This is a genomic window from Rhodococcus sp. WY5 (genome assembly GCF_018588185.1).
Taxonomy (GTDB): Bacteria; Actinomycetota; Actinomycetes; order Mycobacteriales; family Mycobacteriaceae; genus Rhodococcus_F; species Rhodococcus_F qingshengii.
On the sequence record NZ_JAAMPR010000001.1, the window covers coordinates 3,807,159 to 3,833,573 of the forward strand.

A 26,415-nucleotide genomic window follows, 5' to 3' on the forward strand; every position below is an offset into this window, starting at 1 on the left:
GGACGAATCCGCTCGTAGTCAGGGCGTTTGTGCGCGCAGGCGATCTGCGGCGGCCGATGCCATCGAGTGGAGAACATCGGGGGCGATCGGACTCGGCGCCGTCGCGGACAGCTGAGTCAACGTCGTCCCGACTGCGGCCACGATCGCGTCGGCAACCAAGGTGAAACCGCCACTCTCCGTGATGATTCGGAAAGCGAAAGACGCGTCGCCGATGTTCGGGTCCGACGCTCCGCCGACGCGATAGGTGATTGTCGTTCCGTCGGCATCGGTTCCCGAATACTCCGCACACCCGGCCAGCGTGGTCTGAAGTTTCTCGAAAGCTGCTGCTGCCGCGGTGCCGTCGGCGTACGAAGCAGAGTCCTGATCGATGCTCGTGAAATCGGGGCCGGTGAACATGTCGGAGAGGTCGGCGACCGATCCGGGAGCCTGGGTGGCTATCGGCGCCAGAACCTGGGCGCAGACGGCGGGGTCGGTGCTCGACTTGTCCGCCTCCGAATTTTCCGGCGCCGGTGCGAGGCCGAGGTCGTCGACCGGGTCGGGAACTACGTCGAAGTCGGCAGGTAGCTCGGACAGGGTGAGCGCGGCTCGTTGCAGGCCGTCACGGTCGAGAGGCGCCCCGCTCAGCGGTGCGGCCGGAGCAGCCGTGAACGGCGCCAAGCCGACCTGTGGGGCGGAAACCTGCGTAGTCGTGTCGGCACCAGGCGAGTCGTCCGAGCCGCAACCGGTCACGACGAACAGTGCCGCCGTTGCGGTCAGACCAAGTGCGAGAAGCGACCGGCGTGTCACGATTCCCACCGAATGCTGTTGGAGATGGTCTGCCGGATCACCGAGGAGCTGTCCGGGTCGCCGTATGCCTGGTCGCCGCCGACGGTCATCTGTCCGTCGATCGGCAAGGGGAGTGAGAGGTCGACGGTGAGGTTTCCGGAGCCGGCCATGACGTATTGATCGATGTTCAGCGTTCCGGCGTCACCAGCCAGGTTCCAGACCGGGCTCTGCGGGGTCTGCGATACGTCCACCGCGAGAGAAAGCCGATTGCCCTCGCGCGCGGTGAGCGTGACGGTGGTTGTCTGATCGAGCAGGATTTCGCTGCTGACTTGCTGCCGAACCACCCAACGTGCGCCGACACCGACCGGAGCGTCGGGGAGTGCAACGGTCCGGTAGACCGCTTGGCCCAGCGCTTGTTCGATTGCAGCGCGGGCAGCATTGGCCGAGTTGGCGGAGGGCTTCAACCGTAGGGCGGTGATGGCGCCCGAATTCGTGACCGACAATCCGGCCGCAGACCCGTCGGCCCCGCTCAGCGCAGCCTGCAGCGTTGCATCGGGCGAGGTCATCGACGACAGCGTGAGGTCAACGACTGCGGTGGGATCGTCAGCGGTCACGTTTGCCGAGAGCGGGATCGTGATCTCCGGCGAAGAGAAATCCTGCGCCGGTTGTTGATCGATCTGCTGACTCACGACGGCCTGGGTGACGAGCGTCGCCGTCTGCGTGGTGCCGACAGGCAAGTTCGTACGCAAAACCTCGCGCGGCTCGCTTCCCGCCTCGAGAACTTCGACCGTCGCGGCGGTCACCGGAACAGTCACCTCACTCGGCGAGGAGGTCGGGGTGTTCGGAGGTTGATCCGAGTCGCCGCAAGCGGTGAGAACGGTGGTGAGAGCGAGGGCAGCGAGGGCGAACGGAACGCGTCGGCCGGTCGTGGACAGCAGTGGCACGCGCTCCAGGCTAGCCGCAGTTGCAGAGTGCGTGACCCGGTGCGGTGAACATGAGGGATGATGGTTGCGTGAGTACAGACCACCCAGACCGAGATGTCAACGCGGAGGATCAGCCGATTACCGAAATCTCGAAGGCCGACGAGCCCGAAACCGTGAAACCGGAAGCCGTGAAATCGGAAGACGGTGACCTGGCGGTTGTGCCGGTCGAAAAGCCCCGCCGGCTGACCATGCTCATTGCCATCGCCGCTGTCATCCTGCTCTCGGACATTCTCACGAAGGTGTGGGCAGTCGCCGCGGTCAAACCGGGGCAGCCGATCGAAATCATCGGTGACGTGGTCACATTCACGATGGTGCGCAATCCGGGGGCAGCGTTCTCGATGGCGACGTCGATGACGTGGATCCTCACTCTCGTCGCAATCGGTGTGGTCATCGGTGTGATCAAGATCGGTCGCACGCTCCGATCACCGTGGTGGGCGCTCGGTCTCGGCCTCGTTCTCGGCGGCGCGCTGGGTAACCTCGTCGACCGATTCTTCCGCTCTCCCGGAATCATGCGCGGACATGTGGTGGATTTCGTCTCCGTCGGCTGGTGGCCGGTGTTCAACATCGCGGATTCCGCGATCGTCTGTGGCGCGATTCTGCTCGTCGTCCTGACACTGTTCGGCTTCGAACCCAACGGTGAACGCCTGCGTGATCACAAGGCGGACGACAAGAAGCTCACCGAATCGAAGGCTGCAGCCGAGGGAGAAACCAAGTGAGGGAATCCCGTTCGATGCCAGTGCCCGACGGTCTCGATGCCATGCGCGTCGATGCCGGCCTCGCGCGCCTTCTCGGACTCTCGCGCACCGTGGTCGCGACACTCGCGGAAGAAGGCTCGGTACTCGTCGACGGTGTGGGCGTCGGCAAGTCCGATCGTCTGACCGCAGGGTCGTGGCTCGAGGTAGTCCTGCCCGAACCGCCGCGGCCCCTGACCATCGAAGCGACACCGGTCGAGGGAATGGAGATCCTCTACGCCGACGACGACGTCGTGGCAGTCGACAAGCCCGTCGGAGTTGCCGCGCACGCCAGCGTCGGGTGGACGGGACCGACCGTCATCGGCGGACTTGCCGCGGCCGGTTTCCGCATCTCGACGTCCGGTGCCCACGAGCGTCAGGGCATCGTCCACCGTCTGGACGTCGGAACGTCGGGTGTCATGGTGGTTGCCACATCCGAGCGCGCGTACACGTTGCTCAAGCGCGCTTTCAAGCAGCGGACCATCGACAAGCGCTACCACGCTCTCGTGCAGGGACATCCCGACCCGAGCAGCGGAACGATCGACGCGCCCATCGGACGCCATCACGGGAACGACTGGCGATTCACGGTCACGGCCGACGGCAAGCCCAGCGTCACGCACTACGACACCATCGAGGCGTTCCAGGCAGCGAGTCTGCTGGACGTGCACCTCGAAACCGGTCGCACACACCAGATCCGTGTCCACTTTTCGGCGTTGCGCCATCCGTGCTGCGGTGACCTGACTTACGGCGCGGACCCTCGACTTGCCGAAAGGCTCGGCCTCGAGCGCCAGTGGTTGCACGCCGTGTCTCTTGGATTCGCACATCCGGCGGACGGTCGCTGGGTCGAGATCAAGAGCAAGTACCCGAAGGATCTCGAACACGCACTCGAAGTTCTCCGGTCCTCATGACACCGCGCGGGCTTACCCCCGCGCCGGCCGTCGTCGCGGTGGTGGTCGGTGTGGCGGCGGTGGTGGGCGTGGGGTTCGCGAATCCCGTGCCGACCCCGCCGATCCGGACGGACACCCTGGGTCCGGACAGTGGGGAAGCTGTCCCGGACTACCTCGACCGAGCGCGAGATTCCGTCGCGTCGGTCGATGGGCCGGTATGGGCGTTGGTCTCGTTCACGAAGGCACTCACCGTCGACGAGGTCATCACGTCGACCAGCAGTGTTCAGGTGCCGGGCGCTGAGGTCTCGGGCGTTCGCGTGTCCAGGGTCATGTTCCGAGTTCCGATCGAGCGCGTCCAGACGCCGCTCATGTCGGTGCCCGTTCCCGACAACGACGAAGCAGTACGCAGATCGCCCGGTGTTGCAGCCACGCGACTGGTCTCGCTCGGCGGCGACACCGATCGTCAGCAACAGGTGGCGCTCGCGTCGGCGAAGCAATTGTCCGCCGGGTGCGCCTGCGCGGTGGGCGTGCTGGTGCGAGCGACTCCCGAAGGACTCGAAGCGATCGAACATGACTCGAACGTCCGTGCAGTGGAAGCGTTGCCGTCCGACGCCTCGCCGTGGTTGGCAGCCGTCCGTCCCTTGCTGCCGGAGTACGTGGACGTCGTTGCTCCCGGCCCCGACGATGGTCCGGTCCCGTGAACTCCGGTTCTGTGAACAAGGACGAACGCGCTGAGTCCCGTTCGTCCTCGGGGATCTTCTACGGTGTGGCGGCTTTCCTGTTGTGGGGAACGTTCCCGGCATTCTTCGGGCTACTCGACTTCGCCGATCCGGTCGAGATCCTGGCGCACCGGGTGGTGTGGACCCTTCTGTTGATGCTGATCGTGTTGGCCTTTGCCGGCCGCCTCGGATCGCTTCGCGGAATCAGCGCACGCACCTGGCTGCTGGTGACCGCGGCGTCAGCGGCGATCGCCGTGAACTGGGGGACGTACATCTATGCCGTGGTGTCAGGCCGCGTCGTGGAGGCGGCTCTCGGGTACTTCATCAACCCGCTGGTCACCGTTCTGCTCGGCGTCGTGATCTTCCGCGAACGATTGCGTCCCGCCCAGATCGCCGCGCTCGTTCTCGCTGCCACGGCAGTTGTGGTGATCACGGTCGACTTCGGGAAACCTCCGATCGTCGCTTTGCTGCTCGCCGGCTCGTTTGCCACCTATGGGTTGGTCAAGAAGGTGGTTCCGCTCGATCCTCGAACCAGTTTGACTGCCGAGGGAGTCGTTGCCGCACCGTTCGCGGTCGGCTACCTCGTGTTTCTCGGCCTGACCGGGGCCGGTGCATTCATCAGCAGCGGTACCGGGCACAGCCTGTTGCTGCTTGCCGCCGGCCCGGTCACCGCGCTGCCGCTGCTCCTGTTCGGCGTCGCCGCTCAGAGAGTTCCGTTGGCGACGATGGGCATGCTGCAGTACCTCACCCCGGCGCTCCAGATGGCGTGGGGTGTGGCCGTCATGCACGAGGACATGCCGGCGTCACGGTGGATCGGCTTCGTTCTGATCTGGGCTGCACTGGTGATCTTCACGACAGACACCTTCGTCGCCGGTCGACGTTCGCGGCGTTCGGTGAGGTCGAGCGCCGAACCCGAGGTTCCGGTCACGTGACCGGAGGCGGCGCACGGCGACTCCGCTACGTCGGTCGCCGGTCGTGTCGGCAGCGCGGCATACACTCGATCTCGCTCCCAGACCTTCAGAGAGGCGCACGTGGCTGACTCGTTCGTACATCTTCACAATCACACCGAGTACTCGATGCTCGACGGTGCGGCCAAGGTCGGCGCCATGTTCGAGGAGGCCGCTCGTCTCGAAATGACCGCAGTCGGCATGACCGACCACGGAAACATGTACGGCGCCAGCCAGTTCTACAACGAGGCAAAGAGCGCCGGCATCAAGCCGATCATCGGCATCGAGGCCTACATCGCACCCGAGTCTCGCTTCAACACCAAGCGAGTTCTGTGGGGCGATCGCAGCCAGAAGTCCGACGACGTCTCCGGTAGCGGTGCGTACACCCACATGACGATGGTGGCCGAGAACGCGACCGGACTCCGCAACCTCTTCAAGCTGTCGTCGCTCGCGTCCATCGAGGGCCAGCTCGGTAAATGGCCACGGATGGACGAGGAGCTCATCGCCGCGCACGCCGAGGGCATCATCGCGACCACGGGTTGCCCGTCCGGTGAGATCCAGACCCGCCTTCGTCTCGGTCACGATCGCGAGGCTCTCGAAGCTGCCGCGAAGTGGCAGGAGATCTGGGGCCCGGACAACTTCTTCCTCGAACTGATGGATCACGGTCTCTCGATCGAGCGCCGTGTGCGAGAGGGTCTGCTCGACATCGGCAAGCAACTCGGTATTCCGCCACTTGCCACCAACGACTGCCATTACGTCACCAAGGACGCCGCCGAGAATCACGAGGCGCTGCTCTGCATTCAGACCGGCAAGACGCTCTCCGACCCCACTCGCTTCAAGTTCGACGGCGACGGCTACTACCTCAAGTCCGCTGCCGAGATGCGCGCCATCTGGGACAACGAGGTACCGGGGGCATGCGACAACACCGTTGCCATCGGCGAGCGTGTGCAGTCGTACGAGGACGTGTGGGCGTTCCACGACCGCATGCCGATCTTCCCGGTCCCGGAGGGACACACGCAGCAGACCTTCCTGCGCGCCGAGGTGATGCGCGGACTCGATCGCCGCTTCCCGAGCGGACCGCCGCAGGAGTACCTCGCCCGCGCCGACTACGAGATCGGCGTCATCAACGAAATGGGCTTCCCGGCCTACTTCCTCGTGGTCGGCGACCTGATCAACCACGCCAAGGACGTCGGGATCCGTGTCGGGCCCGGCCGTGGATCGGCTGCCGGTTCGTTGGTGGCCTACGCGATGGGTATCACCAACATCGACCCCATCCCGTACGGGTTGCTGTTCGAGCGATTCCTCAACCCCGAGCGTGTGTCCATGCCCGATATCGATATCGACTTCGATGATCGCCGTCGCGGCGAGATGGTTCGCTACGCGACGGACAAGTGGGGCAACGACAAGGTCGCCCAGGTCATCACCTTCGGCACCATCAAGACCAAGGCTGCCATCAAGGACTCGGCTCGCGTCCAGTTCGGCAAGCCGGGCTTTGCCATCGCCGATCAGATCACCAAGGCGCTCCCGCCGCCCATCATGGCCAAGGACATCTCGGTTTCCGGTATCACCGACCCGAAGCACGAGCGGTACAAGGAGGCAGTCGAGGTTCGAGCGCTCATCGACTCCAGCCCGGACGTCGCGAAGATCTACAAGACCGCGGTGGGTCTGGAAGGGCTGATCCGCAACGCCGGTGTGCACGCTTGCGCGGTCATCATGTCGTCCGAACCGCTCACCGACGCAATCCCGGTCTGGAAGCGCGCCCAGGACGGCGCCATCATCACCGGGTGGGACTACCCCTCGTGTGAAGCCATCGGTCTGCTCAAGATGGACTTCCTCGGTCTGCGAAACCTCACGGTTATCGGCGACACGCTCGAGAACATCAAAGCCAACCGCGGCATCGACCTCGACCTCGACACGTTGCCGATGGACGATGCGGCAACATACGAACTGCTCGCCCGCGGCGACACTCTCGGTGTGTTCCAGCTCGACGGCGGCGGTATGCGCGAGTTGCTGAAACTGATGCAGCCCACCGGATTCGGCGACATCGTCGCCGCCTTGGCGCTGTATCGACCGGGACCGATGGGTGTGGACGCCCACATCTCGTACGCCAAGCGCAAGAACGCCTTGGAAGACGTCAAGCCGATTCACCCCGAACTGGAGGAGCCGCTCGCGGAGATCCTCTCGGAGACATACGGCCTGATCATCTACCAGGAGCAGATCATGCAACTGGCGCAGAAGGTGGCCGGCTACACCCTGGGTCAGGCCGACTTGCTGCGTCGCGCCATGGGCAAGAAGAAGCTGTCCGAGCTGGAAAAGGCCTACGCCGGCTTCCGGCAGGGCATGTTGGACAACAACTTCAGCGAAGCGGCCATCAAGGCGCTGTGGGACACGGTCCTTCCCTTCGCCGGGTACGCGTTCAACAAGTCGCACTCCGCCGGATACGGACTCGTGTCGTACTGGACTGCGTACCTCAAGGCGAACTACCCGGCCGAGTACATGGCAGGTCTGCTCACCTCCGTCGGTGACGACAAGGACAAGTCCGCGATCTACCTCGCAGACTGCCGCAAGTTGGGCATCACCGTTCTCCCACCGGACGTCAATGAATCGCGAGTCGACTTCGCGACCGTCGGCGACGACATCCGTTTCGGTATGGGGTCGGTGCGTAACGTCGGCGCCAACGTCGTCGCCTCGATCATCAAGGCGCGCACCGAGAAGTCGAAGTTCACCGATTTCTCCGACTATCTCGGCAAGATCGACGCGATGGCTTGCAACAAGAAGGTCACCGAATCGCTCATCAAGGCCGGTGCTTTCGACTCGTTGGGTCATCCGCGCAAGGGCCTGATGTTGGTCCATGCCGACGCCATCGATTCCGTGATGAGCACCAAGAAGGCAGAGGCGATCGGACAGTTCGACCTCTTCGGCGGTGCCGAGGCGGACGAGTCGATCACCTCGGTGTTCGACGTCAAGATTCCTGACGAAGAGTGGGATTCCAAGCATCGCCTGGCGCTCGAACGAGAGATGCTGGGGCTGTACGTTTCCGGTCACCCGCTCAACGGCGTCGAGCACATTCTTCGCCAGCAGTCCGACACGTCCATCGCTGCAATACTCGAAGGCGGCGTTCAGGACGGTGCCCAGGTAACTCTCGGCGGCATCATCGCCTCGGTGGACCGCCGGGTCAACAAGAACGGTCTGACCTGGTGCATCGTGCAGCTCGAAGATCTCGTGGGTGGAATCGAGGTGCTGTTCTTCCCGCAGGCGTACGCCGTGTACGGAATGGACATCGCCGAGGATGCCATCGTGTTGGTCAAGGCTCGCGTTTCGATCCGAGACGATCGGATGTCACTGATCGGCAACGACCTTGCGGTACCTGATATTTCGGCGATCGGGGTTGCGCGTCCGCTGTCGGTCTCGCTGCCGCTTCGGCAATGCACCAAGGACAAGCTCAGTGCTCTCAAGCAGGTGTTGACCAGGCATCCGGGGACGTCCGATGTCCATGTCCGACTGATCGGCGGAACCGAAATCAGCTTGTGGAAGGTCGACGACGTCCTTCGGGTCGAACCGTCCTCGGCACTGATGGGCGACCTGAAGGCATTGCTCGGACCGAGTTGCCTGACGGTCTGACCGCCGAGCGGACCTGAACCGAACGAAGGGACCTTGCTGCTGATGCAGCAAGGTCCCTTCGTGGTTCGCGGGAGTTCGGGGGAGTGCGGTGATCAGGTGGTGCGTGAGTAGTGCACGCGCCGTACCCACCACGTGACTACAGCGGCCGTTGCGGCAGTCAGTACGGCCACCTGCATCGACTGCGTGACGGCACCGGCGACGACGAACAGCACGAACCCGACCACGAGAGCTTCGATCTTGTACAGCGGCCACCGAGTTCCGGCCAGATCGACGCAATAGTCGGGGGAGGGGCGTGATTCGCGAGTGGAGATATCTGCGGTGGTCATCTCGTCCCCTTCTGATACGGCTGTTCGAAGCTGTGGTTTCAGAGTAGCCAGAGATGAGAGTTCGGGCAACCGAACTTTATTGATCGGCAGCTCACTTAATCGATCAACCAGGGGAGTGTGCGGGCGACAGGCCTGGTCGGCGTGGTTCGGTGGCCAAGGTGCTCGAGTGGGTGTTCACTGGTACACATGCCAATCACAGGTGAGTACGAACCCAGTCCAGCGTCGTGGGCCGCCGATCAGGTCGCACGCATAGAGAACTCCGGTGGCACCGAGGGAAACGACATGAACGGCATGCCCGTCGTCGTTCTCACGACCATCGGGGCAAAGTCCGGCAAGGTCAGGAAGACGCCGCTGATGCGGGTCGAGCACGACGGTTCGTATGCCGTTGTGGCTTCGCTCGGTGGCGCCCCGAAGAATCCGGTCTGGTACTACAACGTCAAAGCCGACCCGCACGTCACGCTGCGTGACGCGACGCAGGTCTTCGACCTGGTTGCTCGGGAAGTCACCGGCGACGAGAAGGCGGTCTGGTGGGAGCGCGCTGTCGCTGCGTACCCCGACTACGCCGATTATCAGACGAAGACCGATCGTGAGATTCCGGTGTTCGTGCTCGAACCCAAGTAACCCCGCATTCCACAAGAAGCGCTGCATCAATCACAAGTAAATCGTCACTCCCGGGGGTCGGCGATCCCGACTCCCGTGAGTGTGTCATGGAGGTCTGATGAGTCCGAAAACCGTTGCAGATCAATTGGTTCAGCAGCTCGTTGACGCGGGTGTCAGTCGGATCTACGGCATTGTCGGTGACAGTCTCAATCCCATCGTCGATGCGGTTCGTCGCACCGGTGGTTCCGAGAAGGGCGGAATCGATTGGATACACGTCCGGCATGAGGAAGCAGCCGCCTTTGCGGCCGCAGCGGATGCCCAGATCACCGGAAAACTCGCAGTGTGTGCCGGATCCTGCGGTCCCGGAAACCTTCACCTGATCAACGGCCTGTACGACGCTCATCGTTCGGGCGCGCCGGTCCTCGCGATCGCCTCGCACATCCCCAGCGCCCAGATCGGTATGGGCTACTTTCAGGAAACGCATCCCGAGCGAATCTTCATCGAATGTTCGAGTTACACCGAACTCGTCAGCACGGCAGTCCAATCACCTCGCGTGGTGCAGTCGGCGATTCAGCATTCGGTGGCTCGAAACGGCGTCTCGGTGATCGTGCTTCCCGGGGACATCGCCGATTGTCCGGCAGAAGGCACCCCGCCGACGCTCGTCGAAACCCGAAGGCCGACAGTCGTTCCGGATGCCGGTGACGTCAAGGCGTTGGCAGATGTGATCAACGGCTCGCGTAAGGTTGCGATCTTCGCCGGCGCGGGCGTGCGAGATGCGCGCGCGGAGGTTCTGGCGTTGGCCGAAACCGTCGGCGCTCCCATCGGGCATTCACTGCGTGGCAAGGAATGGATCCAGTACGACAATCCATACGACGTCGGGATGACCGGATTGCTCGGTTACGGTGCGGCGCACGACGGTATCCACGGCGCCGATCTCCTGCTCCTGATCGGTACGGACTTTCCCTACGATCAGTTCTTGCCCGACGACGTTCGTACCGCTCAGATCGACATCGCGGCCGAGCGGTTGGGGCGTCGAACCAGCCTGGACCTGGCTGTGCACGGCGACGTCGCGAGCACCTTGAGCGCACTGATTCCGCAGCTCGATCGAAAGACCGACCGCGGGTTCCTGGAGGACACGCTCGCCAAGCACAACACTTTGATGACCAAAGTGGTTGGTGCATACACGGATCCGGTCAAGCAGCGGACGCCGATTCACCCCGAGTATGCGGCATCGATCTTGGACGATCTGGCGGCCGACGACGCAATCTTCACCGCCGACACCGGGATGTGCAACGTGTGGACGGCGCGCTATCTCAATCCGAACGGATCGAGACGCTTCATCTCCTCGGCGCTGCACGGATCGATGTCCAATGCGCTCCCACATGCGATGGGTGCTGCATGGTCGAGTCCGGGGCGTCAGGTCATCTCGGTGTCGGGCGACGGTGGATTGTCGATGCTGCTCGGTGAGTTGGTCACCGTCGCGATGTACAAGTTGCCGGTCAAGATCGTGGTGTTCAACAACTCGACGCTCGGAATGGTCAAGCTCGAGATGTTGGTCGACGGCCTTCCGGATTTCGGGGTCGACGTGCCCGCGGTCGACTACGCGGCGGTTGCTGCTGCGCTCGGTATCTTCTCGCGCCGAATCGAGAATCCCGCGGACATCGAAGCGGGCCTACGCGCCGCGCTCGATCATGACGGTCCGGCCTTGGTGGATCTGGTGACCGATCCGTTGGCATTGTCGTTGCCGCCCACCATCACCGGTGGTCAGATGAAGGGCTTCGCTTTGGCGATGTCGAAGATGGTGATGAACGGCGGCGTCGGCGAGGCAGTACAGATGGCCAAGTCGAATCTGCGGAACGTGCCACGTCCCTCACAGTTGGATCCGCGCGGCTGACCTACCGCCACCCTGCCTCGCAGACCATGCGGGGCGGGGTGGTGGGAAGGTTGATCTCCGACGTGCGAAAATGGCGGGGTGTCTAACTCGCCCGATGTCGTAGTAACGAAGTCCACCGTCCCCGCGCTCGACGCGCAGGAGATCGACGCGGCCATCGAGCGAATTCAGCACGTCATTGCGGCGACGCCCCTGCAGTACAGCGATCGTCTTTCGGCGTTGACCGGGGCACACGTGTATCTCAAGCGTGAGGACCTCCAGGGCGTTCGTTCGTACAAGATTCGTGGCGCGTACAACCTGATCGCTCAGCTCAACGAGGCCGAACGCGGTGCCGGCGTAGTGACTGCCAGTGCCGGTAACCATGCGCAGGGTGTTGCTTTCGCGTGCCGAACGATGCAGATCAAGGGTCGGATCTACGTTCCGGCCAATACCCCCAAGCAGAAGCGTGATCGCATCCGCGCGCACGGTGGAGCGTTTGTCGAACTGTTCATGATCGGTGAGACCTATGACGCCGCCGCTGCTGCGGCCGCGGAGGACGTAGCCGAAACCGGCGCAACCATGGTTCCGCCGTTCGACGACGTGCGCACCGCTGCGGGGCAAGGAACCATTGCAGCGGAGATTCTCACGCAATTGGACGCCCCTCTCGACACGATCGTCGTGCCGGTCGGCGGCGGCGGTTGCATTGCGGGCATCGCCACCTACCTGCACGAACGGTCGCCGAAGACGTCGATCGTCGGGATCGAGCCGTCCGGTGCGGCGTCAATGACGGCCGCTCTTGTTGCCGGGGGCCCGGTGACTCTTCCCGACGTCGATCCATTTGTCGACGGAGCAGCGGTCAAGAGGATCGGCGATGTTCCCTACGAGGTCGTCTCACGTCTGGGTGCCGCCGTGGTGTCGCACGCGTCGTTGCCGCTCGTGGCTCGTCAACTTCAGACACGGTCCGGTTCGGGATCCTTTGTCGTCAATCAGATCGACGAGGGCGCTATCTGCACGGCGATGCTCGAGCTGTATCAGAGCGAGGGCATCATCGCCGAACCTGCGGGTGCGCTTTCCGTTGCGGCACTTCAGAATTTGACGTTCGAGCCGGGTTCGACCGTCGTGTGCCTGATCTCCGGTGGCAACAACGACGTCTCCCGTTACGGCGAAATTCTCGAGCGTTCGCTCGTTCACCTCGGGCTCAAGCACTACTTCCTGGTGGACTTTCCGCAGGAACCGGGAGCGTTGCGTCGCTTCCTTTCGGACGTGCTGGGGCCGGACGACGACATCGCGCTGTTCGAGTACGTCAAGCGAAACAATCGCGAGACGGGTGCCGCGTTGGTGGGTATCGAACTCGGTTCCGCCGACGGGTTGGCGGCGTTACTCGAGCGGATGGAGCGCGCGCCGATGCAGTCCGAGAGGCTCGAGCCGGGAAGCCCGGCGTACCGCTATCTGACGTAAGGGACGCCCCCCGGTCAGGGCCGCAGTCGCTCGACTACCTGTCGATGCAGTTCGGGATCCGGCTGGGGGAGTCCGAGCATGGCCGCCAGATACAGGCCGTCGCCGACGAGTCGGATGATCTCGGCCTGCACAGGGTCGGCGATCTCGGTCTGAAGGCCCTTGTCCCAGCTCCGCATCACATGTGTGACGGCTTTCTGGATTTCGTCGTGTTGTCCATCGACTGTTCTCAGTGCCGCGATGATCGACCGGAAGAGTGAGAGTTCTTCGCTTTCGTTCGCATCGGGGATCTGCAGATAGAACTCGGTGACCGTCGTACCGCCGGCTACGGCGTCGTCGAGTTGCTGATCCGAGCGTTCCCCGAGTCTGCGGACCATCGCCGCGAGGAGGGCTTCCTTGCTGGGGAAGTGATAGAGAAGTCCGCCCTTGGAAACCCCGGCTTCGGCGGCAACGCCTTCGAGCGTGACTTGGGCAACGCCGCTGACCAGCAGCAGCTTCTCCAGTGCGTCGAGAATTCGATCGCGAGTGTCGGCAGCCATGTGATGTGACCCTACCCGGAAATAACTTTACCGCTTGGACGGTTCACTGTTACCGTAGACCTACTGTACCGGCTGGACGGTTCAGTGAAATCTTTTCGAAAGAACTCAGAGAAAGTCGCAGGGGAGCAATGTCAGTGTCGGCAGATCAGACGTCTGCAATCAATCCCGACGAGGTTCGGGCGACAAAGCGTGACTGGGCGGGCTTGATAGTCCTTGCCTTTGCTGTGTTGCTCATCGCAGTCGACGGCACGGTGCTCGATCTTGCGCTTCCGTTCATCAGCGCCGACCTCGAGCCGAGCAGCACGCAGTTGCTGTGGATCATCGACGTCTATTCGTTCGTGCTCGCCGGTCTGCTCATCACCATGGGTACGCTCGGTGACCGGATCGGTAGGCGAAAACTGCTCCTGATCGGCGCAGTCGGCTTCGGTCTCGCCTCGATCATCGCCGCTCTCGCTGTCAGTCCCGAGATGCTCATTGCCGCCCGCGTGCTGCAGGGTATTTCCGGCGCAACGCTGATGCCTGCCACCCTCGGTCTGATCCGCACGATCTTCGTCAACCCGCGTCAGCGCACCGAGGCAATCGGTGTCTGGGGCGCGATGGCCGGTGGCGGTACAGCGGCAGGCCCTTTGGTCGGTGGTTGGTTGCTCGAGCACTTCTGGTGGGGTTCGGTCTTCTTGATCAACATTCCGGTCATGATCGCGCTGGTTGTACTCGGCCCGATCCTGATCCCGGAGTCGAAAGACCCCAATCCGGGTCGATTCGACCTCATCAGCGCTGGTCTGTCGATGGCGACCATGTTGCCGCTGGTGTACGCGGTCAAGGAATCCGTGGTGCACGGCGTCAGCATCACGTTGCTGGTGATCGGCCTTGTTGGTCTCGCGGCGGGTTACGTGTTCGTGCGTCGTCAGCGGATGCTGAAGGATCCGATGTTGGATCTGAAGCTGTTTGCCAACGCGTCGTTCTCCACCGCCGTCATCACCAACCTGCTCTCGATCTTCGCGCTGGCAGGTGTCCTGTTCTTCGGCTCGCAGTACCTGCAGTTGGTGCTCGGTAACTCGGCGCTCGACGCCGGCCTGCTGATGCTCCCGGGTATGTTGCTCAGCGCATTCACCGCGGTTGCGGCGGCCTGGTTGATTCGCCGGTGGTCGGTGTCTCACGTGCTCAGCGCGGGCCTCGCGGTTGCCGGTATCGGTGCTGCGATGCTGCTCGCGCTCGGCGTCGACAGCGGCCCGTTGATGTTCGTGATCGGCTTCGGTCTGGCCGGTGCTGGTGTCGGTGTCGCGTTGACGTTGACATCGGATCTCGTGGTCAGCTCGGTGGAACCCGAACGCGCCGGCGCTGCGTCCGCTGTGTCGGAGACCGCGTACGAACTCGGCATCGCGCTCGGCGTGGCGATCCTGGGCAGCGTGGTGATGGCGATCTTCCGCAAGGGAATCGACACCTCGATGCTCGAAGCAGATCAGGCGCACGCTGCACAGGGCACACTCGGCGGTGCCCTGCAGGAAGCAACGTACCTACCTGGTGAACTCGGTTCGGTGCTTGCCGATTCCGCGAAGTCGGCGTTTGTCGACGGTATGCACGTTGCTGCCGGTGCAACAGCTTTGGTTCTGTTCGTCAGTGCCGCATTGGTGTTGAGGATGCTGCGGAGTACACCAGAGAACGCGAAGCGTTAATACCGGAATCTCGAGAGTTAGTCAGCTTTCGAGTACGACGAACGAGTGCCCCGGCACCACTGTTGCGGACGCGGTCTCGTCCTGTGTCGGCGGATCCCACCAGAGGATGGGGGTTCCGCCGGCCGGGACCGAGGCCGCGTCCGTTCCCAGATTGCACACGATCTGTAATGCGCCGCGGCGCAGGGTGATCCACTGGTCGTCCTCGTCGTAGTCGACGTGCAGGTGCCCCAGCCAAGGGTCGGTGATCTCGATTCGCTTCCTGCGCAGGGCAAGTAGATCGCGATAGCAGGCCAGGACGCGAGCGCGTGTCTCGTCGTCTCGCTCGTCCCAGTCCAGTTTCGATCGCAGAAATGTCTGTGGGTCTTGCGGATCCGGAATGTCGTCACTGTTCCAGCCGTGCGCCGCGAACTCCGCTTTGCGGCCTTTGGCAGTGGCCTCGCCGAGTTCCGGTTCCGGATGCGAGGTGAAGAACTGGAACGGCGTGGTCGCTCCCCATTCCTCGCCCATGAACAGCATCGGCGTGTACGGCGATAGCAGGACCAGCGCCGCCTTGATCGCCAATTGTCCTGGCGTCAGATAGGCGCTCGGGCGGTCCCCGATCGCGCGGTTGCCGATCTGATCGTGGGTGCACGTGTATGCGAGCAGGGCGCTGGCGGGCTGATGCGTGATGTCGATCGGCCGGCCGTGAACCCGTCCACGGAACGAGGAATACGTTCCGGCGTGGAAGAAACCGCGCCGCAATGTATTTGCAAGGGATTCCAAGGATCCGAAGTCGGCGTAATAACCCTGGCGTTCGCCGGACACGGCCGTGTGAATGGTGTGGTGGATGTCGTCGTCCCACTGCGCGTCCAAGCCGAACCCGCCGGCCGCTCGTGGCGTGATCAGAGTGGCGTCGTTGAGATCGCTTTCGGCGATCAACGTGAGCGGTCGACCGAGATGAGCCGACAGTGTTTCCGTTCGGACGGCGAGTTCCTCGAGGATGTGCGTTCCGGTGTGATCGACCAACGCGTGGACGGCGTCGAGGCGTAGACCGTCGATGTGGAAATCGCGCATCCATCGCAGGGCATTCCCGATGATGTACTCGCGAACCTCGCCCGACTGCGGACCGCCGATGTTGATCGTTCGGCCCCAGGTGTTCGCTCCATCGGCAATGTAGGGGCCGAACTTTTCGAGGTAGTTGCCCGACGGGCCCAGGTGGTTGTAGACCACGTCAAGAATCACGCCGAGTCCGCGTTCGTGGGCCGCATTCACCAAGCGTTGCAATCCGTCCGGGCCACCGTAGATCTCGTGGACCGTGTACCAGAGCACACCGTCGTAGCCCCAGTTGTGAGTTCCGTTGAAGCCGTTGACCGGCATGATTTCCACGAAGCCGACGCCGAGGTCTACCAGGTGATCGAGACGTTCGATCGCGGCGTCGAATGTTCCTTCGGGGGTGAACGTTCCGATGTGCAGTTCGTAGACCGATGATCCTGGGAGTTGTCGTCCGGTCCACTGAGAGTCGGTCCAGGACGCCTCGTCGAGTTGGTGCAGTTGAGAGCGGAGATGCACGCCTTCGGGCTGGCGTGGTGAACGCGGATCCGGGAGTGTTTCACCGTCGACGACAAAGCCGTAGCGAGCGCGGTTGTCGCAGTCGACCTCGGCGCGCCACCACCCGTCGTCGGTCCGGTCCATCTCGTGCGTGATGCCGTCGACTTCGACCCGGACCGATTCCGGTGTTGGCGCCCAGACCTCGAATGTATGCACACGATCAGCATGCCTTGTTCGGCCGGATGTGGCAGCCCGGCGGGCTGGTTCCGTCGTCAAGGACTGTTTCTATCCGCAGGTGTTGCCGGACGGTGCAGACAGCGTGATCAGTTTCGGAGCGGGGGTGCTGCAGCATCCGCCCTCGGCTTTCCCTGTGTCGGTTTCTGCTGTGTCAGGTTCGTCGAAAATGCCTGCGCCGCCGCAGACTCCGGTCTCCGGAAGGATCAACTCGACACGGGCCGCTGCTTCGTGATCGCCGGCGAGCTCGGCTGCGATGCTGCGAACCTGCTCGTAGCCGGTCATCGCCAGGAAGGTGGGTGCTCGGCCGTAGCTTTTCATTCCTGCCAAGTACACCCCCGGCTCCGGATGGCGAAGCTCCTTCGCGCCATGCGGGTAAACGGTGCCGCACGAGTGGACGTTCGGGTCGATCAGCGGAGCAAGCTCGACCGGTGCTTGTAAGACCGGGTCGAGGCCGAGTCGAATTTCCGAGAGCCAGGACAGATCGGGGCGGAAGCCGGTCAGCGTTATGACGTTGTCCACGTTCTCGATGCGATCACCCGCATCGGAGGCGAGTATGAGTTGTCCCGAAGGGGTAGTTGTCACCTCTGCGGTGCGGAAGCCGGTGACGACTCTCAACAGGCCATCCTCGACGGACTTCTTTGCACGCAAGCCCAGGGCGCCGCGCGCGGGCAGTTCGTCAGCGTCGCCGCCTCCGAATGCAGAGCCGATGTTTCCTCGGCGGACCGCCCAGGTGATGCGGGTGCTCGGAGCCTGCTCTGCCAACCCTGACAGCGCAACGATCGCCGTCAGCGCGGAGTGGCCACTACCTGCGATGACGGTGTGCGTTCCGGCGAACTGTGCCCGCACTGCCGGATCGTCGAGATCAGGAACCCGGTACCGGATCGCAGTACCCACAGCGCCTTCGCCGAGTGCAGGAAGACCTTCACCACCGAGCGGGTTCGGGGTGCCCCAGGTGCCGGACGCATCCACAATGGCCTGGGCGAACATCCGATCCTCGGTTCCGTCACGGCGCCGCAGGTGAATCGAGAGGGGTTCGCTGTCGCGTCCGGCGTCGACGACCAGGTCACGTCCGCGTCGAGCTACGCCGATCACCTCGGTGTCGAACTGGACCAGGTCGGCGAGGGCCGAGGCGAGTGGTTCGAGGTAGAGCTCGCGCCATTGCCGGCCGGTCGGATAGGTCTGCCCGTCGGGTGAGCTCCATCCATTCTGGTCGAGGAGTCGCCGCGCGGCGGGGGAGACGAGTTCGGACCACCGGGAGAACAGTCGAACGTGATTCCACTCGGAGATCGCAGCACCGGCTGTGGTTCCGCGCTCGAATACAAGGGGTGTGAGTCCGCGCTCGCGCAGTTCTGCTGCGGCTGCCAGGCCGATCGGGCCGGCCCCGATCACGACAACGGGTAGGGGGTTCATTTTCGCGCCTTTCATCGACGATTATCGATCTACGGGGAACTGTATCGACGATCATCAATGTAGGCAACCATCGACAGCTGTCGATATAGTGGAGAGATGACTTCGCTGCAGACTCCGACGGTGCGAGTCGGAGATTCGGACTCGGATCAGATCCGTTCTTCCGTCCTCGCGCAGGGCGATGCCGATACCTACGCGCAGTGGTTCGCCTGCCTTGCCGAGCCGATGCGCGTCCGATTGCTTCACCGGGTAGCGAGCGCGGTCGGTGGTATTACCGTCGGAGCGCTCGCCGAGGCGTTGGGGATCGGGCAGCCGACGGTGTCGCATCACCTGCGCAAGCTTGCCGATGTGGGTTTTGTGACCATGCGTAAGGAAGGGACGAGCACGGTCGTCGCGATGAGTCCGACGTGTTGCGTTGCCTTGCCGCAGGCGGCGGATGTGGTGATGGGAGTCCTTGCTCCGCGTCCGTGCTGCCCGAGTGATCTGCCCGACGATGTCTCTGTCCGGGCCATGATCGACGACGACTGGGATGCGGTTCGCCGTATTTACGGCGAGGGTATCGACACCCGAAATGCCACCTTTGCCGCTGAGGTCCCCTCGCGTGAGCATCTCCACGAACGGTGGCTGCCGCAGCATCGATGGGTGGCGACTATCGGGGGTGTTGTTGTCGGATGGGCTGCGTTGAGTCCGGTTTCCGAGCGTGACTGCTACCGCGGGGTTGCCGAGAACTCCGTGTACGTTGCGGACGGCATGCGTGGTCGTGGCGTCGGAAAGGCGTTGTTGCGCAAGCAAGTCATGGCCGCCGACGCCGACGGACTCTGGACTCTGCAGACGTCGATGTTCCCGGAGAACCGTGCCTCCATCTCGCTCCATCATTCGGCCGGGTTTCGAACGGTCGGCCTTCGCGAGAAGATCGCTGAACTCGACGGCGTGTGGCGCGACACTGTTCTGCTCGAGCGTCGAACGGCGATCGCCGAGGGATGAGTCCGGGATCCGGCTGACCGGATGCCCGATTGCGCGTTGATTCGATATCTGTCAATATCGAAGAATGTCGAATCAAGAGCTGCCGGACTCCGAGGCTTGCTGCACCCCGCTCGTTCGTGAACCGTTGACCGAGGATTGGGCCGGCGACTTGTCTCGGATGTTCAAGGCCCTCGGCGATCCGGTTCGTCTCCGCTTGCTCAGCTTGGTGGCGAGTCACGAGGGTGGTGAAGCCTGCGTCTGCGACATCTCCGACTCGTTCGACTTGTCTCAGCCGACTATCTCGCATCACCTGAAGGTGTTGCGCCAGGCCGGGCTGCTCGATTGTGAACGACGCGGGACCTGGGTGTACTACTGGGTTATTCCGGCTGCGCTGCAACAGCTTTCCGCCGTTCTGCTGGTAGAAGGTGCGAGCGTGAGTGCCGCGGACACTTGCGCTGAGGTCACCGCATGAGCAACACCGCTGCCACCACCGAACACCCCGAAGTCGTCGGAAAACTCTCCACCCTCGACCGCTATCTGGCGGTCTGGATCGGCGTGGCCATGGTCGTCGGCCTGCTGGTTGGACGCTGGATCCCCGGTGTGAACACTGCCCTGGACAAGGTGCAGATCGACGGCATCTCGCTACCGATCGCCCTCGGTCTGCTGATCATGATGTACCCGGTCCTGGCGAAGGTCCGCTACGACCGCCTCGACACAGTCACCGGGGACAAGAAACTCCTCGCCGGCTCCCTGTTCCTGAACTGGGTTCTCGGCCCGGCGCTGATGTTCGCCCTCGCCTGGCTGTTTCTGCCTGACCTGCCGGAATACCGAACCGGTTTGATCATCGTCGGTCTCGCTCGCTGCATCGCGATGGTGATCATCTGGAACGACCTGGCCTGCGGAGACCGCGAAGCCGCCGCGGTGCTGGTCGCCATCAATTCGGTGTTCCAGGTGATCATGTTCGCCGTGCTCGGTTGGTTCTACCTCTCGGTCCTGCCCGGGTGGCTCGGCCTCGAACAGACCACCATCGACACCTCGCCCTGGCAGATTGCGAAATCGGTCCTGATCTTCCTCGGTATCCCGCTGCTGGCAGGTTTTCTGTCCCGCTTCTTCGGCGAACGCGCCAAAGGCCGCGACTGGTACGACAACAAGTTCATCCCCAAGATCAGCCCCTGGGCGCTCTACGGTCTGCTGTTCACCATCGTCGTGCTCTTCTCGATGCAGGGCGAACAGATCACCTCCCAGCCTTGGGATGTCGTCCGGATCGCGCTGCCCCTGCTCGCGTACTTCGCGCTCATGTGGGGCGGAGGCTACATCCTCGGCGCCGCAATCGGATTGGGCTATGAACGCACCACGACCCTGGCGTTCACCGCCGCGGGCAACAACTTCGAACTCGCGATCGCGGTAGCCATCGCCACCTACGGCGCCACCTCGGGGCAAGCTCTTGCCGGTGTCGTCGGCCCGCTGATCGAGGTACCGGTGCTCGTCGGGCTGGTCTATGTCTCCCTTGCTCTACGCAAACGCTTTGCAGTCGAAGAGGTTTCATCCAGTCGAGAAAGAGCGAGGTCATGAGCAAACCATCGGTGTTGTTCGTCTGCGTCCACAATGCCGGTCGATCTCAGATGGCCGCGGGATTCCTGAGCCATCTCGCAGGCGACGCCATCGAGGTCCGTTCCGCCGGATCCGCACCCGCCGAGACCGTCAATTCGGCAGCGGTCGAGGCGATGGCAGAACGCGGTATCGACATCTCAGCGCAGTCTCCGAAGATCCTCACTGTCGACGCCGTCCAGGATTCGGATGTCGTCATCACCATGGGCTGCGGCGACACGTGCCCGATCTTCCCCGGCAAGAGTTACCGAGACTGGGTTCTCGACGACCCGGCCGGACAGGGCCTTGAAGCAGTTCGCCCGATCCGTGACGAAATCGAGCGGCGCGTTCAAGCCTTGATCGCTGAACTCACCACTGCCGCGAAGTCTTCCTGACCGATCGGGGACTCGACAGGATCATTCGTCGGTGGGCTCGATGTGTTCGGCACCGAGGACGGAGAGTCGGTATTCCTGTGCGTCCTGCTCGGTTTCGAAATCTTTCTCTTCGAGGAGGTTCCGGTCGGCGTCGAGGTATCGGTAAGTAGTCATTCCTCCACCGTGTCACTGATGAACGATTCGTGCTCGGATACCGGTTCGATTTCGTCGACGGCTATTTGAATCAGCCTTCCGTAGCGCCGGATCAGATCCTCCGACGACAGTGAATCCTCACCGAGGAGTTCGAGCGTCCGCATGCCGGTGGCCAGTCCGAGCAGCAGTGAGACGACGATCTGGCTGCGTACCAAACCGGGCTCCGTGTCGCCGATGCGGCGCGCGATCCCGTGAACGTATCGTTGCTTGATCTCGGCCCGAGCGGCGGCCGGATCTGGCGCCTCGTGAACGTGTACTGCGAGCATTGCCCACGGATCGGTTTCGTCGGATTCTCTACGAGCGACAAGTTTCTCGACCAGTTGACAGCCGATGTCTCCGGTGGCGTCGGCATTCGGATCCTCGTCCATCGGAGGTGCGGACGGGATCGCAGCCGAGTACAGCCGAGCTTTGCTGCCGTAGATCTTCATGACCAGGGCAGGGGAGTAGCCGGCCGCGACCGCGATGTCCTTGATGGTCGTCGATGCGTAACCTCGTTCCGCGAACAAGGCTTTCGCTGCTGTGAGGATGCTGGCTTCGCCGCTGCTCATGTCGCTCGCCTCCGCCTCGATACCCGATCGCCATGCGTTCGGTTGCTCGTACTGGCGTTCATACTGTCGTCAACGGCTCGGCATCGACGGGTACGTCGAAATCGACGACGGTGGACTGCGCGATGACCGCTATCTGACGAGCCAATGTGCCGTGTCCGCTCTCGGTCAGCGCGGTCAGGATGTACCGGCCGGATGTGGGAAGTGCGATTCCGTAGTGCCCGGTTCCGTCGGTGACCGTGGATGCGACGAATTCGCCGGTCGGTTTCGTGAGCGTGACGACGGTTCCCGAGGTTGTTCGGCCGCCGACTCCGACCTTGCCGGAGATGGTGAGGCGGTCACCGAGTTCGACGGTGTGCGTCGATTGCGCGCTGTCGAAGCTGATTACCTGTGATCTCGGGGACCAACCGTCGGCGCTCGTGACCACCAGGTACCGGCCGGGCCGGGGTAGGGCGAGGGAGAAGTTGCCCTCGTTGTCGGCGCGACTCCAGTCGATCGGTCGCCCCTCCATGTCCATCACGGTGACAACGGCCTGCCGGATCGGTCGGCTGTCGGCCCGGACCACATGACCGGCAACCACAATTTCCGTTTCGGACACGGCGGCGTCGGGAAGCTCGAACCCTTCCGGGGTCACCGGGCGAAGTGCCGCTTCCGGTTTTGCGCCGCGGCGAGGAATGAACGCAGCGGCAGCGGCAGCAGCCACGGCGGCGAGGGCGGCCAGCCAGAAGATGTTCTTGAAGGCGTCGATCGACGGAAGGCCCTCGCCCGGCCCGGACGGGATGACCATCGAAGTGAGCATGGCGGCAACCACCGCGCTGGACGTGGAAGTACCGACTGAGCGGAGCAGCGAATTGAGGCCGTTTGCCGACGCGGTTTCGGTAATCGGAACCGATCGCATGATCAGCATCGGCATCGCGGAGTAGGCGATTGCGGTTCCGATGCTGACCACCGCCGCGCTGATGATGATCAGTGCTATCGAACCGGTCAGGAACACTCGCGCGATGTAGGCGAGCGCGAGCACCGTGCCGCCGACGATCAGGGTGATCTTGGCTCCGAATCGCTTCGTGATGTTCGCGGAGACGGGCGCGAAGAAGACCATCGCGAGGCCTGCCGGAATCATGCACAGTCCGGCCGCCATCACGCCCAGTTCGAAGCCGTAGCCGGAGATCTTCGGCATCTGAAGTTGTTGGGTGGTGGAGAGGTTGTTCGCGTACATCGAGAAGCCGACGAGGATCGAGGCGACGTTGGTCAGCAGAACAGGCCGCTTGGCCGACGTTCGTAGATCGACCATCGGCTGGGTGACGCGAAGTTCGTAAGGGAACCACAATGCGAGAGTCACGATTCCGATGACGAACATCAGCAATGTCAGTTCGCTCGTCCATCCCCAACGGGCGCCCTTGGAGATGGCGAGGAGGATCGCCGTGAGTGCTGTCGAGAGCATGACCGCGCCCAGGAAGTCGAATTTGCCGCGGGTACGAACACTTGATTCCGGGACGACGACGGCTACCGCGATGATCAGCAGGACGCCCACGATCGCCGAGAGCCAGAAGATGGCGGGCCAGCCCAGATGCTCGAAGATCAACCCGGACAGCGGGAGCCCGAGTGCGCTGCCGATTCCGAGAGTGGCACTCATCAACGCTGTTGCCGACGCCACCTTCTCCTTGGGCAGTTCGTCGCGCATGATGCTGATTCCGACGGGGATCATCGAGATCGCGAAGCCCTGGAGACCACGTCCGATCAGCAGGGCGACAAAGTTGCCGCCGATCGCCGCGACCAGTGATCCGACCACGATCATCGTCATCGAGATCAGCATCATGCGTCGTTTTCCGAACATGTCTGCCAGGCGGGAGACGATCGGAGTGGCGACGGCACTCGTGAGGAGCGTGACGGTGACGAGCCAGGAGGCGTCGTCAGCGCTGACGCCAAGGATCTTCGGGAAATCGGGCAACAACGGAATGACCATCGTTTGTTGCAGCGCGACCACGGTGCCGGAAAGACAGAGAATTGCGGTAATGAGCCGACTTGAACGGCGAGTGGTCGGAGACGAGTGCAATGCCAAGAGACGGTCCTTCACGCGGCGATGGTGAACGGGAATTCACCCATGAGTGAACCACTGTTCACCCGTCACTGTCACCTTCGGTGAATATGCGATTTCTCACGACGGCAACTCGCCCCAGGGTTTCCGAGTCGGCATGGCGGGAACAACGTCAGTGGTTGGTCTGCGCCTGCGCGAGCGGGCAGCGAGGAGGAGTGATGCATGCCGAAGTGGGTGACCGTCTCCACGTCCAGGGGCGCGTTGTGGGGCAGGCGGAGGTAACTGCCGAGGTTCTCGAGGTGCACGGCGAGGACGGCGGTCCTCCCTATCTGGTCAGGTACGACAACGGCCACGAGGCGTTGGTGTTTCCCGGTAGCGACGGCTGGATAGACCACCCCGGAAAAGGCTCCTGAGCTGCACGATTCTTTCCATGCATGGTCGTTGCATCGAATGCGGCTAAAGTGTGCGCAATGGAGGGCAGACGCCAGTACCACTCCCGCGTGCGTGAAGCTTCCGCGCAGCGAACGCGTGAACTCATTCGTGACGCGGCGACGGCCTTGTTTGTTCGAGACGGGTATGTCAGTGCCACCGTCAAGCAGATTGCCGCCTCGGCCGGCGTCGCCGATCGGACGGTGTTCACAGCCTTCCCTGGCGGGAAACTCGAGATCTTCGAAGCGGCCCTCGCTGCGGCGCTCGATGCCGAAGAGGTTCCACTCGGCGCGCCGAACCTGGCCTCGGACCCCGATGACGTTCGCCGGATCGTCTCCCAGATCGTGGCTCAGGGCATCGGACTGCTCGAACGTGCCGGCGCTCTGATGATGGTCGCGGTCGAATCCTCGGGTGCGGATGCCGACATGCGTCGACTATCCGAGGAGTCGTCGGATCAGTCGGCCGTCAATGCGATGTCGATAGCCGAGGGTCTCTCCGAGCATGGCTTGTTGAGGCCTGAGATTTCGCTCGAGAAAGCTGCGGGCATACTTGCCGCTTTCGTCTCGCCTCAGCTTCATCAGCAATTGCGTCGGGTCAGTGGATGGGACGTCGATGCGTACCGAGGATGGCTCGAGTTCAACATTCGCCAGAATCTAATGTACTAATTGGTCTGTTTTCGTTAGCATGGCGAGGGTTTTTTATTCTCGGGAGGAATCGCCAGCGTGCCCTATGCCTTGTTCGGCCTCATCACGATGTTGCTGTGGATTTTCTGCATCGTCGACGCCATCACGAGAGATGACGCCTACATCCAGTACCTACCCAAGGTCGTCTGGATTCTGATCATCATCTTCCTTCCTACTTTGGGATCGGTTCTGTGGCTGGTGGTCGGGCGCGGACAGAACGCGCCCCGCGGTTACGTCGGCCCAACCGGATACGGCGAATACGAGCGCCCGGGACGTGCCGTTGCGCAGGATCCGGCGGCGGACGAAGCCTTCTTGCGTCAGTGCCGCGAGCGGGCGGAAGAGCAGCGTCGAATTGCCAAGCAGCAGCGCCGCGACGGCGACGCTGATCGGATGTGAGTTATCGGTAGGCCGTGAGTCGGTCCAACACGAGCCGAAGTGGCGGCCACGACGATCGGCCGCGACGCGTCACCGCATAGGCAGTGAGGATGACGGGCGGATCGACGAGTGGTTCGACGCGCACGCCTTCGCGAGTCTTGCGTTCGAGCGGCATCAGCCCCACGCCGTAACCACTGAGGATCAAGAGTTCGACCAAGTCGAGACTGTCGATCTGGTGAGTGATCCGAGGGGTGAACCCGGCCAGCGACGCGAGGGTTCGCACAGCGCGCTCGTCTGCCGTGTTGCGTGAGTTCACTATCCATGACGTGTCGGCGAAGGCGCGGAGATCGATTCCGGATTCTGTGGACTTGTCGGGAGCTTTGGCGTCGTCGGGAACACACAGTCCCCATGGCGTCGACCAGAGCGGAATTGCTTCGAGTAGTGGGCTCGGCGACGCGGGGGCGAGGTTGTAGTCGTACGTCAGTGCGAGGTCTAGATCGTCGCGTTCGAGGAGTGCAAAAGCCTCGACGGGTTCGTATTCGTAGATCATCACGTCCACCTGCGGGTGACTGCGTTGCAGGCTTCGAGCGACGGGGAGCATCGCGGTTCTGATCGCAGTTGCGAATCCGCCGACTCGCAGGGTCCCCACCGGTTCCGCGTCCGGATCGAGGTCCAGGCGAGCTGCATCGACGGCTGCCAGGATGGTGACGGCATGATCGGCCAGTCGTTGACCGGCCGGCGTCAGCCGCACCCGGCGACCGTCGGGCTCGATCAGTGCGGTACCGGTCTCCGCGGTCAAGGCCGCGAGTTGTTGGGACACTGTCGACGTCGTGAGGTTGTGCGCTTCGGCGACCGCACGCATCGAACCCAAGCGGGAGAGTTCGAGGAGGAGATGGAGTCGACGGGTTTCCATCCTTCGATCAT

The 26,415-nt window shown here is 63.0% G+C and carries 26 protein-coding genes; 16 read left to right on the forward strand and 10 right to left on the reverse strand.

What is annotated here, in order from left to right:
- Positions 1–18 precede the first annotated feature (18 nt).
- On the reverse strand, positions 19–786 hold the full coding sequence (locus G4D79_RS17815; RefSeq protein ID WP_235808431.1) for a sensor domain-containing protein: 768 nt from the start codon (positions 784–786) through the stop codon (positions 19–21).
- A complete protein-coding gene (locus G4D79_RS17820) occupies positions 783–1,709 on the reverse strand; it encodes a hypothetical protein (RefSeq protein ID WP_099697654.1) in 927 nt (308 codons plus the stop codon). The genes G4D79_RS17815 and G4D79_RS17820 overlap by 4 nt, the downstream gene beginning before the upstream one ends.
- Before the next feature lie 68 nt (positions 1,710–1,777).
- Here G4D79_RS17820 and lspA point away from each other — a divergent pair, with 68 nt between their 5' ends.
- The 5 genes from lspA (at position 1,778) to dnaE (ending at position 8,653) form a co-directional block, all read left to right on the forward strand.
- A complete protein-coding gene (lspA, locus tag G4D79_RS17825) occupies positions 1,778–2,464 on the forward strand; it encodes a signal peptidase II (RefSeq protein ID WP_050655314.1) in 687 nt (228 codons plus the stop codon).
- The gene (locus tag G4D79_RS17830) at positions 2,461–3,387 is read left to right on the forward strand and encodes an RluA family pseudouridine synthase (protein ID WP_099697655.1); all 927 of its coding nucleotides are present in this window, start codon (positions 2,461–2,463) and stop codon (positions 3,385–3,387) included. Before lspA ends, G4D79_RS17830 begins: the two co-directional genes overlap by 4 nt.
- The gene (locus G4D79_RS17835; protein ID WP_007733159.1) at positions 3,384–4,067 is read left to right on the forward strand and encodes a hypothetical protein; all 684 of its coding nucleotides are present in this window, start codon (positions 3,384–3,386) and stop codon (positions 4,065–4,067) included. The genes G4D79_RS17830 and G4D79_RS17835 overlap by 4 nt, the downstream gene beginning before the upstream one ends.
- On the forward strand, positions 4,064–5,017 hold the full coding sequence (rarD, locus tag G4D79_RS17840; protein ID WP_007733157.1) for an EamA family transporter RarD: 954 nt from the start codon (positions 4,064–4,066) through the stop codon (positions 5,015–5,017). The genes G4D79_RS17835 and rarD overlap by 4 nt, the downstream gene beginning before the upstream one ends.
- Positions 5,018–5,116: 99 nt before the next feature.
- The gene (gene dnaE / locus G4D79_RS17845) at positions 5,117–8,653 is read left to right on the forward strand and encodes a DNA polymerase III subunit alpha (RefSeq protein WP_003941755.1); all 3,537 of its coding nucleotides are present in this window, start codon (positions 5,117–5,119) and stop codon (positions 8,651–8,653) included.
- A gap of 92 nt (positions 8,654–8,745) precedes the next feature.
- Here the strand turns inward: dnaE and G4D79_RS17850 are convergent, their stop codons facing one another.
- The gene (locus G4D79_RS17850; RefSeq protein WP_003941759.1) at positions 8,746–8,979 is read right to left on the reverse strand and encodes a hypothetical protein; all 234 of its coding nucleotides are present in this window, start codon (positions 8,977–8,979) and stop codon (positions 8,746–8,748) included.
- Positions 8,980–9,165: 186 nt separating this feature from the next.
- Here G4D79_RS17850 and G4D79_RS17855 point away from each other — a divergent pair, with 186 nt between their 5' ends.
- The 3 genes from G4D79_RS17855 to ilvA all read left to right on the forward strand — a co-directional run bounded on the left by G4D79_RS17855 (position 9,166) and on the right by ilvA (position 12,907).
- A complete protein-coding gene (locus G4D79_RS17855; RefSeq protein WP_003941666.1) occupies positions 9,166–9,600 on the forward strand; it encodes a nitroreductase family deazaflavin-dependent oxidoreductase in 435 nt (144 codons plus the stop codon).
- A gap of 97 nt (positions 9,601–9,697) precedes the next feature.
- A complete protein-coding gene (locus tag G4D79_RS17860) occupies positions 9,698–11,473 on the forward strand; it encodes a pyruvate dehydrogenase (protein WP_020969844.1) in 1,776 nt (591 codons plus the stop codon).
- 78 nt (positions 11,474–11,551) lie between these two features.
- Entirely contained in the window at positions 11,552–12,907 is a 1,356-nt protein-coding gene (gene ilvA / locus G4D79_RS17865; RefSeq protein WP_007733150.1) for a threonine ammonia-lyase IlvA, read from the forward strand.
- Between the two features lie 14 nt (positions 12,908–12,921).
- Here ilvA and G4D79_RS17870 read toward each other — a convergent pair whose 3' ends face one another.
- The gene (locus G4D79_RS17870; protein ID WP_003941685.1) at positions 12,922–13,443 is read right to left on the reverse strand and encodes a TetR/AcrR family transcriptional regulator; all 522 of its coding nucleotides are present in this window, start codon (positions 13,441–13,443) and stop codon (positions 12,922–12,924) included.
- Positions 13,444–13,571: 128 nt separating this feature from the next.
- Between G4D79_RS17870 and G4D79_RS17875 the strand changes: the two genes are divergently transcribed.
- Positions 13,572–15,116, forward strand: coding sequence for an MFS transporter (locus G4D79_RS17875; protein ID WP_054781564.1), 1,545 nt, complete (start codon positions 13,572–13,574; stop codon positions 15,114–15,116).
- A gap of 21 nt (positions 15,117–15,137) precedes the next feature.
- Here the strand turns inward: G4D79_RS17875 and treZ are convergent, their stop codons facing one another.
- Together treZ and G4D79_RS17885 are read right to left on the reverse strand one after the other, a co-directional pair.
- Positions 15,138–16,859, reverse strand: a complete 1,722-nt coding sequence (gene treZ / locus G4D79_RS17880) for a malto-oligosyltrehalose trehalohydrolase (RefSeq protein WP_003941746.1) — start codon at positions 16,857–16,859, stop codon at positions 15,138–15,140.
- 69 nt (positions 16,860–16,928) lie between these two features.
- Positions 16,929–18,290 carry an NAD(P)-binding domain-containing protein gene (locus G4D79_RS17885; RefSeq protein WP_099697656.1) on the reverse strand — a complete coding sequence of 454 codons (1,362 nt, stop codon included), beginning with the start codon at positions 18,288–18,290 and terminating at the stop codon, positions 16,929–16,931.
- 96 nt (positions 18,291–18,386) lie between these two features.
- On the opposite strand from G4D79_RS17885, the gene G4D79_RS17890 reads away from it, so the two are divergent.
- The 4 genes from G4D79_RS17890 to G4D79_RS17905 all read left to right on the forward strand — a co-directional run bounded on the left by G4D79_RS17890 (position 18,387) and on the right by G4D79_RS17905 (position 21,232).
- Positions 18,387–19,271 (forward strand): metalloregulator ArsR/SmtB family transcription factor, encoded by an 885-nt coding sequence (locus G4D79_RS17890; protein WP_054187266.1) that lies wholly within the window; start codon positions 18,387–18,389, stop codon positions 19,269–19,271.
- A 64-nt stretch (positions 19,272–19,335) separates the two neighbouring features.
- Positions 19,336–19,722, forward strand: coding sequence for a helix-turn-helix transcriptional regulator (locus tag G4D79_RS17895; RefSeq protein WP_099697657.1), 387 nt, complete (start codon positions 19,336–19,338; stop codon positions 19,720–19,722).
- Positions 19,719–20,822: an ACR3 family arsenite efflux transporter gene (gene arsB, locus G4D79_RS17900; protein WP_003941673.1), complete on the forward strand. Its 1,104-nt coding sequence runs from the start codon at positions 19,719–19,721 to the stop codon at positions 20,820–20,822. Before G4D79_RS17895 ends, arsB begins: the two co-directional genes overlap by 4 nt.
- The gene (locus tag G4D79_RS17905; protein ID WP_003941758.1) at positions 20,819–21,232 is read left to right on the forward strand and encodes an arsenate reductase ArsC; all 414 of its coding nucleotides are present in this window, start codon (positions 20,819–20,821) and stop codon (positions 21,230–21,232) included. Before arsB ends, G4D79_RS17905 begins: the two co-directional genes overlap by 4 nt.
- 21 nt (positions 21,233–21,253) lie before the next feature.
- On the opposite strand, the gene G4D79_RS34995 is transcribed toward G4D79_RS17905, so the two are convergent.
- Genes G4D79_RS34995 through G4D79_RS17915 form a run of 3 tightly spaced genes read right to left on the reverse strand, consistent with a single transcriptional unit; the run spans position 21,254 to position 24,043 of the window.
- On the reverse strand, positions 21,254–21,385 hold the full coding sequence (locus G4D79_RS34995; protein WP_256082667.1) for a hypothetical protein: 132 nt from the start codon (positions 21,383–21,385) through the stop codon (positions 21,254–21,256).
- Positions 21,382–21,972: a TetR/AcrR family transcriptional regulator gene (locus G4D79_RS17910; protein ID WP_003941800.1), complete on the reverse strand. Its 591-nt coding sequence runs from the start codon at positions 21,970–21,972 to the stop codon at positions 21,382–21,384. Before G4D79_RS17910 ends, G4D79_RS34995 begins: the two co-directional genes overlap by 4 nt.
- Positions 21,973–22,030: 58 nt before the next feature.
- Complete coding sequence (locus G4D79_RS17915) at positions 22,031–24,043, reverse strand: MFS transporter (RefSeq protein WP_099697658.1); 2,013 nt, start codon at positions 24,041–24,043, stop codon at positions 22,031–22,033.
- A 179-nt stretch (positions 24,044–24,222) separates the two neighbouring features.
- Here G4D79_RS17915 and G4D79_RS17920 point away from each other — a divergent pair, with 179 nt between their 5' ends.
- Genes G4D79_RS17920 through G4D79_RS17930 form a run of 3 tightly spaced genes read left to right on the forward strand, consistent with a single transcriptional unit; the run spans position 24,223 to position 25,512 of the window.
- Complete coding sequence (locus G4D79_RS17920) at positions 24,223–24,417, forward strand: DUF1918 domain-containing protein (protein ID WP_003941743.1); 195 nt, start codon at positions 24,223–24,225, stop codon at positions 24,415–24,417.
- Positions 24,418–24,474: 57 nt separating this feature from the next.
- The gene (locus G4D79_RS17925; protein ID WP_030537114.1) at positions 24,475–25,098 is read left to right on the forward strand and encodes a TetR/AcrR family transcriptional regulator; all 624 of its coding nucleotides are present in this window, start codon (positions 24,475–24,477) and stop codon (positions 25,096–25,098) included.
- A 57-nt stretch (positions 25,099–25,155) separates the two neighbouring features.
- Positions 25,156–25,512, forward strand: coding sequence for a PLD nuclease N-terminal domain-containing protein (locus G4D79_RS17930; RefSeq protein ID WP_003941757.1), 357 nt, complete (start codon positions 25,156–25,158; stop codon positions 25,510–25,512).
- A 1-nt stretch (position 25,513) separates the two neighbouring features.
- Here the strand turns inward: G4D79_RS17930 and G4D79_RS17935 are convergent, their stop codons facing one another.
- On the reverse strand, positions 25,514–26,404 hold the full coding sequence (locus G4D79_RS17935; protein ID WP_042921818.1) for a LysR family transcriptional regulator: 891 nt from the start codon (positions 26,402–26,404) through the stop codon (positions 25,514–25,516).
- Positions 26,405–26,415 lie beyond the last annotated feature (11 nt).

Bases quoted from the DNA above. Each gene is read 5' to 3' on its own strand.
- G4D79_RS34995 (WP_256082667.1), bottom strand. From the start codon at position 21,385: ATGACTACTTACCGATACCTCGACGCCGACCGGAACCTCCTCGAAGAG.
- arsB (WP_003941673.1), top strand. From the start codon at position 19,719: ATGAGCAACACCGCTGCCACCACCGAACACCCCGAAGTCGTCGGAAAA.
- G4D79_RS17910 (WP_003941800.1), bottom strand. From the start codon at position 21,972: ATGAGCAGCGGCGAAGCCAGCATCCTCACAGCAGCGAAAGCCTTGTTC.
- G4D79_RS17885 (WP_099697656.1), bottom strand. From the start codon at position 18,290: ATGAACCCCCTACCCGTTGTCGTGATCGGGGCCGGCCCGATCGGCCTG.
- G4D79_RS17875 (WP_054781564.1), top strand. From the start codon at position 13,572: ATGTCAGTGTCGGCAGATCAGACGTCTGCAATCAATCCCGACGAGGTT.
- G4D79_RS17935 (WP_042921818.1), bottom strand. From the start codon at position 26,404: ATGGAAACCCGTCGACTCCATCTCCTCCTCGAACTCTCCCGCTTGGGT.
- G4D79_RS17905 (WP_003941758.1), top strand. From the start codon at position 20,819: ATGAGCAAACCATCGGTGTTGTTCGTCTGCGTCCACAATGCCGGTCGA.
- G4D79_RS17890 (WP_054187266.1), top strand. From the start codon at position 18,387: ATGACTTCGCTGCAGACTCCGACGGTGCGAGTCGGAGATTCGGACTCG.
- G4D79_RS17855 (WP_003941666.1), top strand. From the start codon at position 9,166: ATGCCAATCACAGGTGAGTACGAACCCAGTCCAGCGTCGTGGGCCGCC.
- G4D79_RS17870 (WP_003941685.1), bottom strand. From the start codon at position 13,443: ATGGCTGCCGACACTCGCGATCGAATTCTCGACGCACTGGAGAAGCTG.
- G4D79_RS17835 (WP_007733159.1), top strand. From the start codon at position 3,384: ATGACACCGCGCGGGCTTACCCCCGCGCCGGCCGTCGTCGCGGTGGTG.
- G4D79_RS17895 (WP_099697657.1), top strand. From the start codon at position 19,336: ATGTCGAATCAAGAGCTGCCGGACTCCGAGGCTTGCTGCACCCCGCTC.
- G4D79_RS17850 (WP_003941759.1), bottom strand. From the start codon at position 8,979: ATGACCACCGCAGATATCTCCACTCGCGAATCACGCCCCTCCCCCGAC.
- G4D79_RS17925 (WP_030537114.1), top strand. From the start codon at position 24,475: ATGGAGGGCAGACGCCAGTACCACTCCCGCGTGCGTGAAGCTTCCGCG.
- G4D79_RS17920 (WP_003941743.1), top strand. From the start codon at position 24,223: ATGCATGCCGAAGTGGGTGACCGTCTCCACGTCCAGGGGCGCGTTGTG.
- G4D79_RS17860 (WP_020969844.1), top strand. From the start codon at position 9,698: ATGAGTCCGAAAACCGTTGCAGATCAATTGGTTCAGCAGCTCGTTGAC.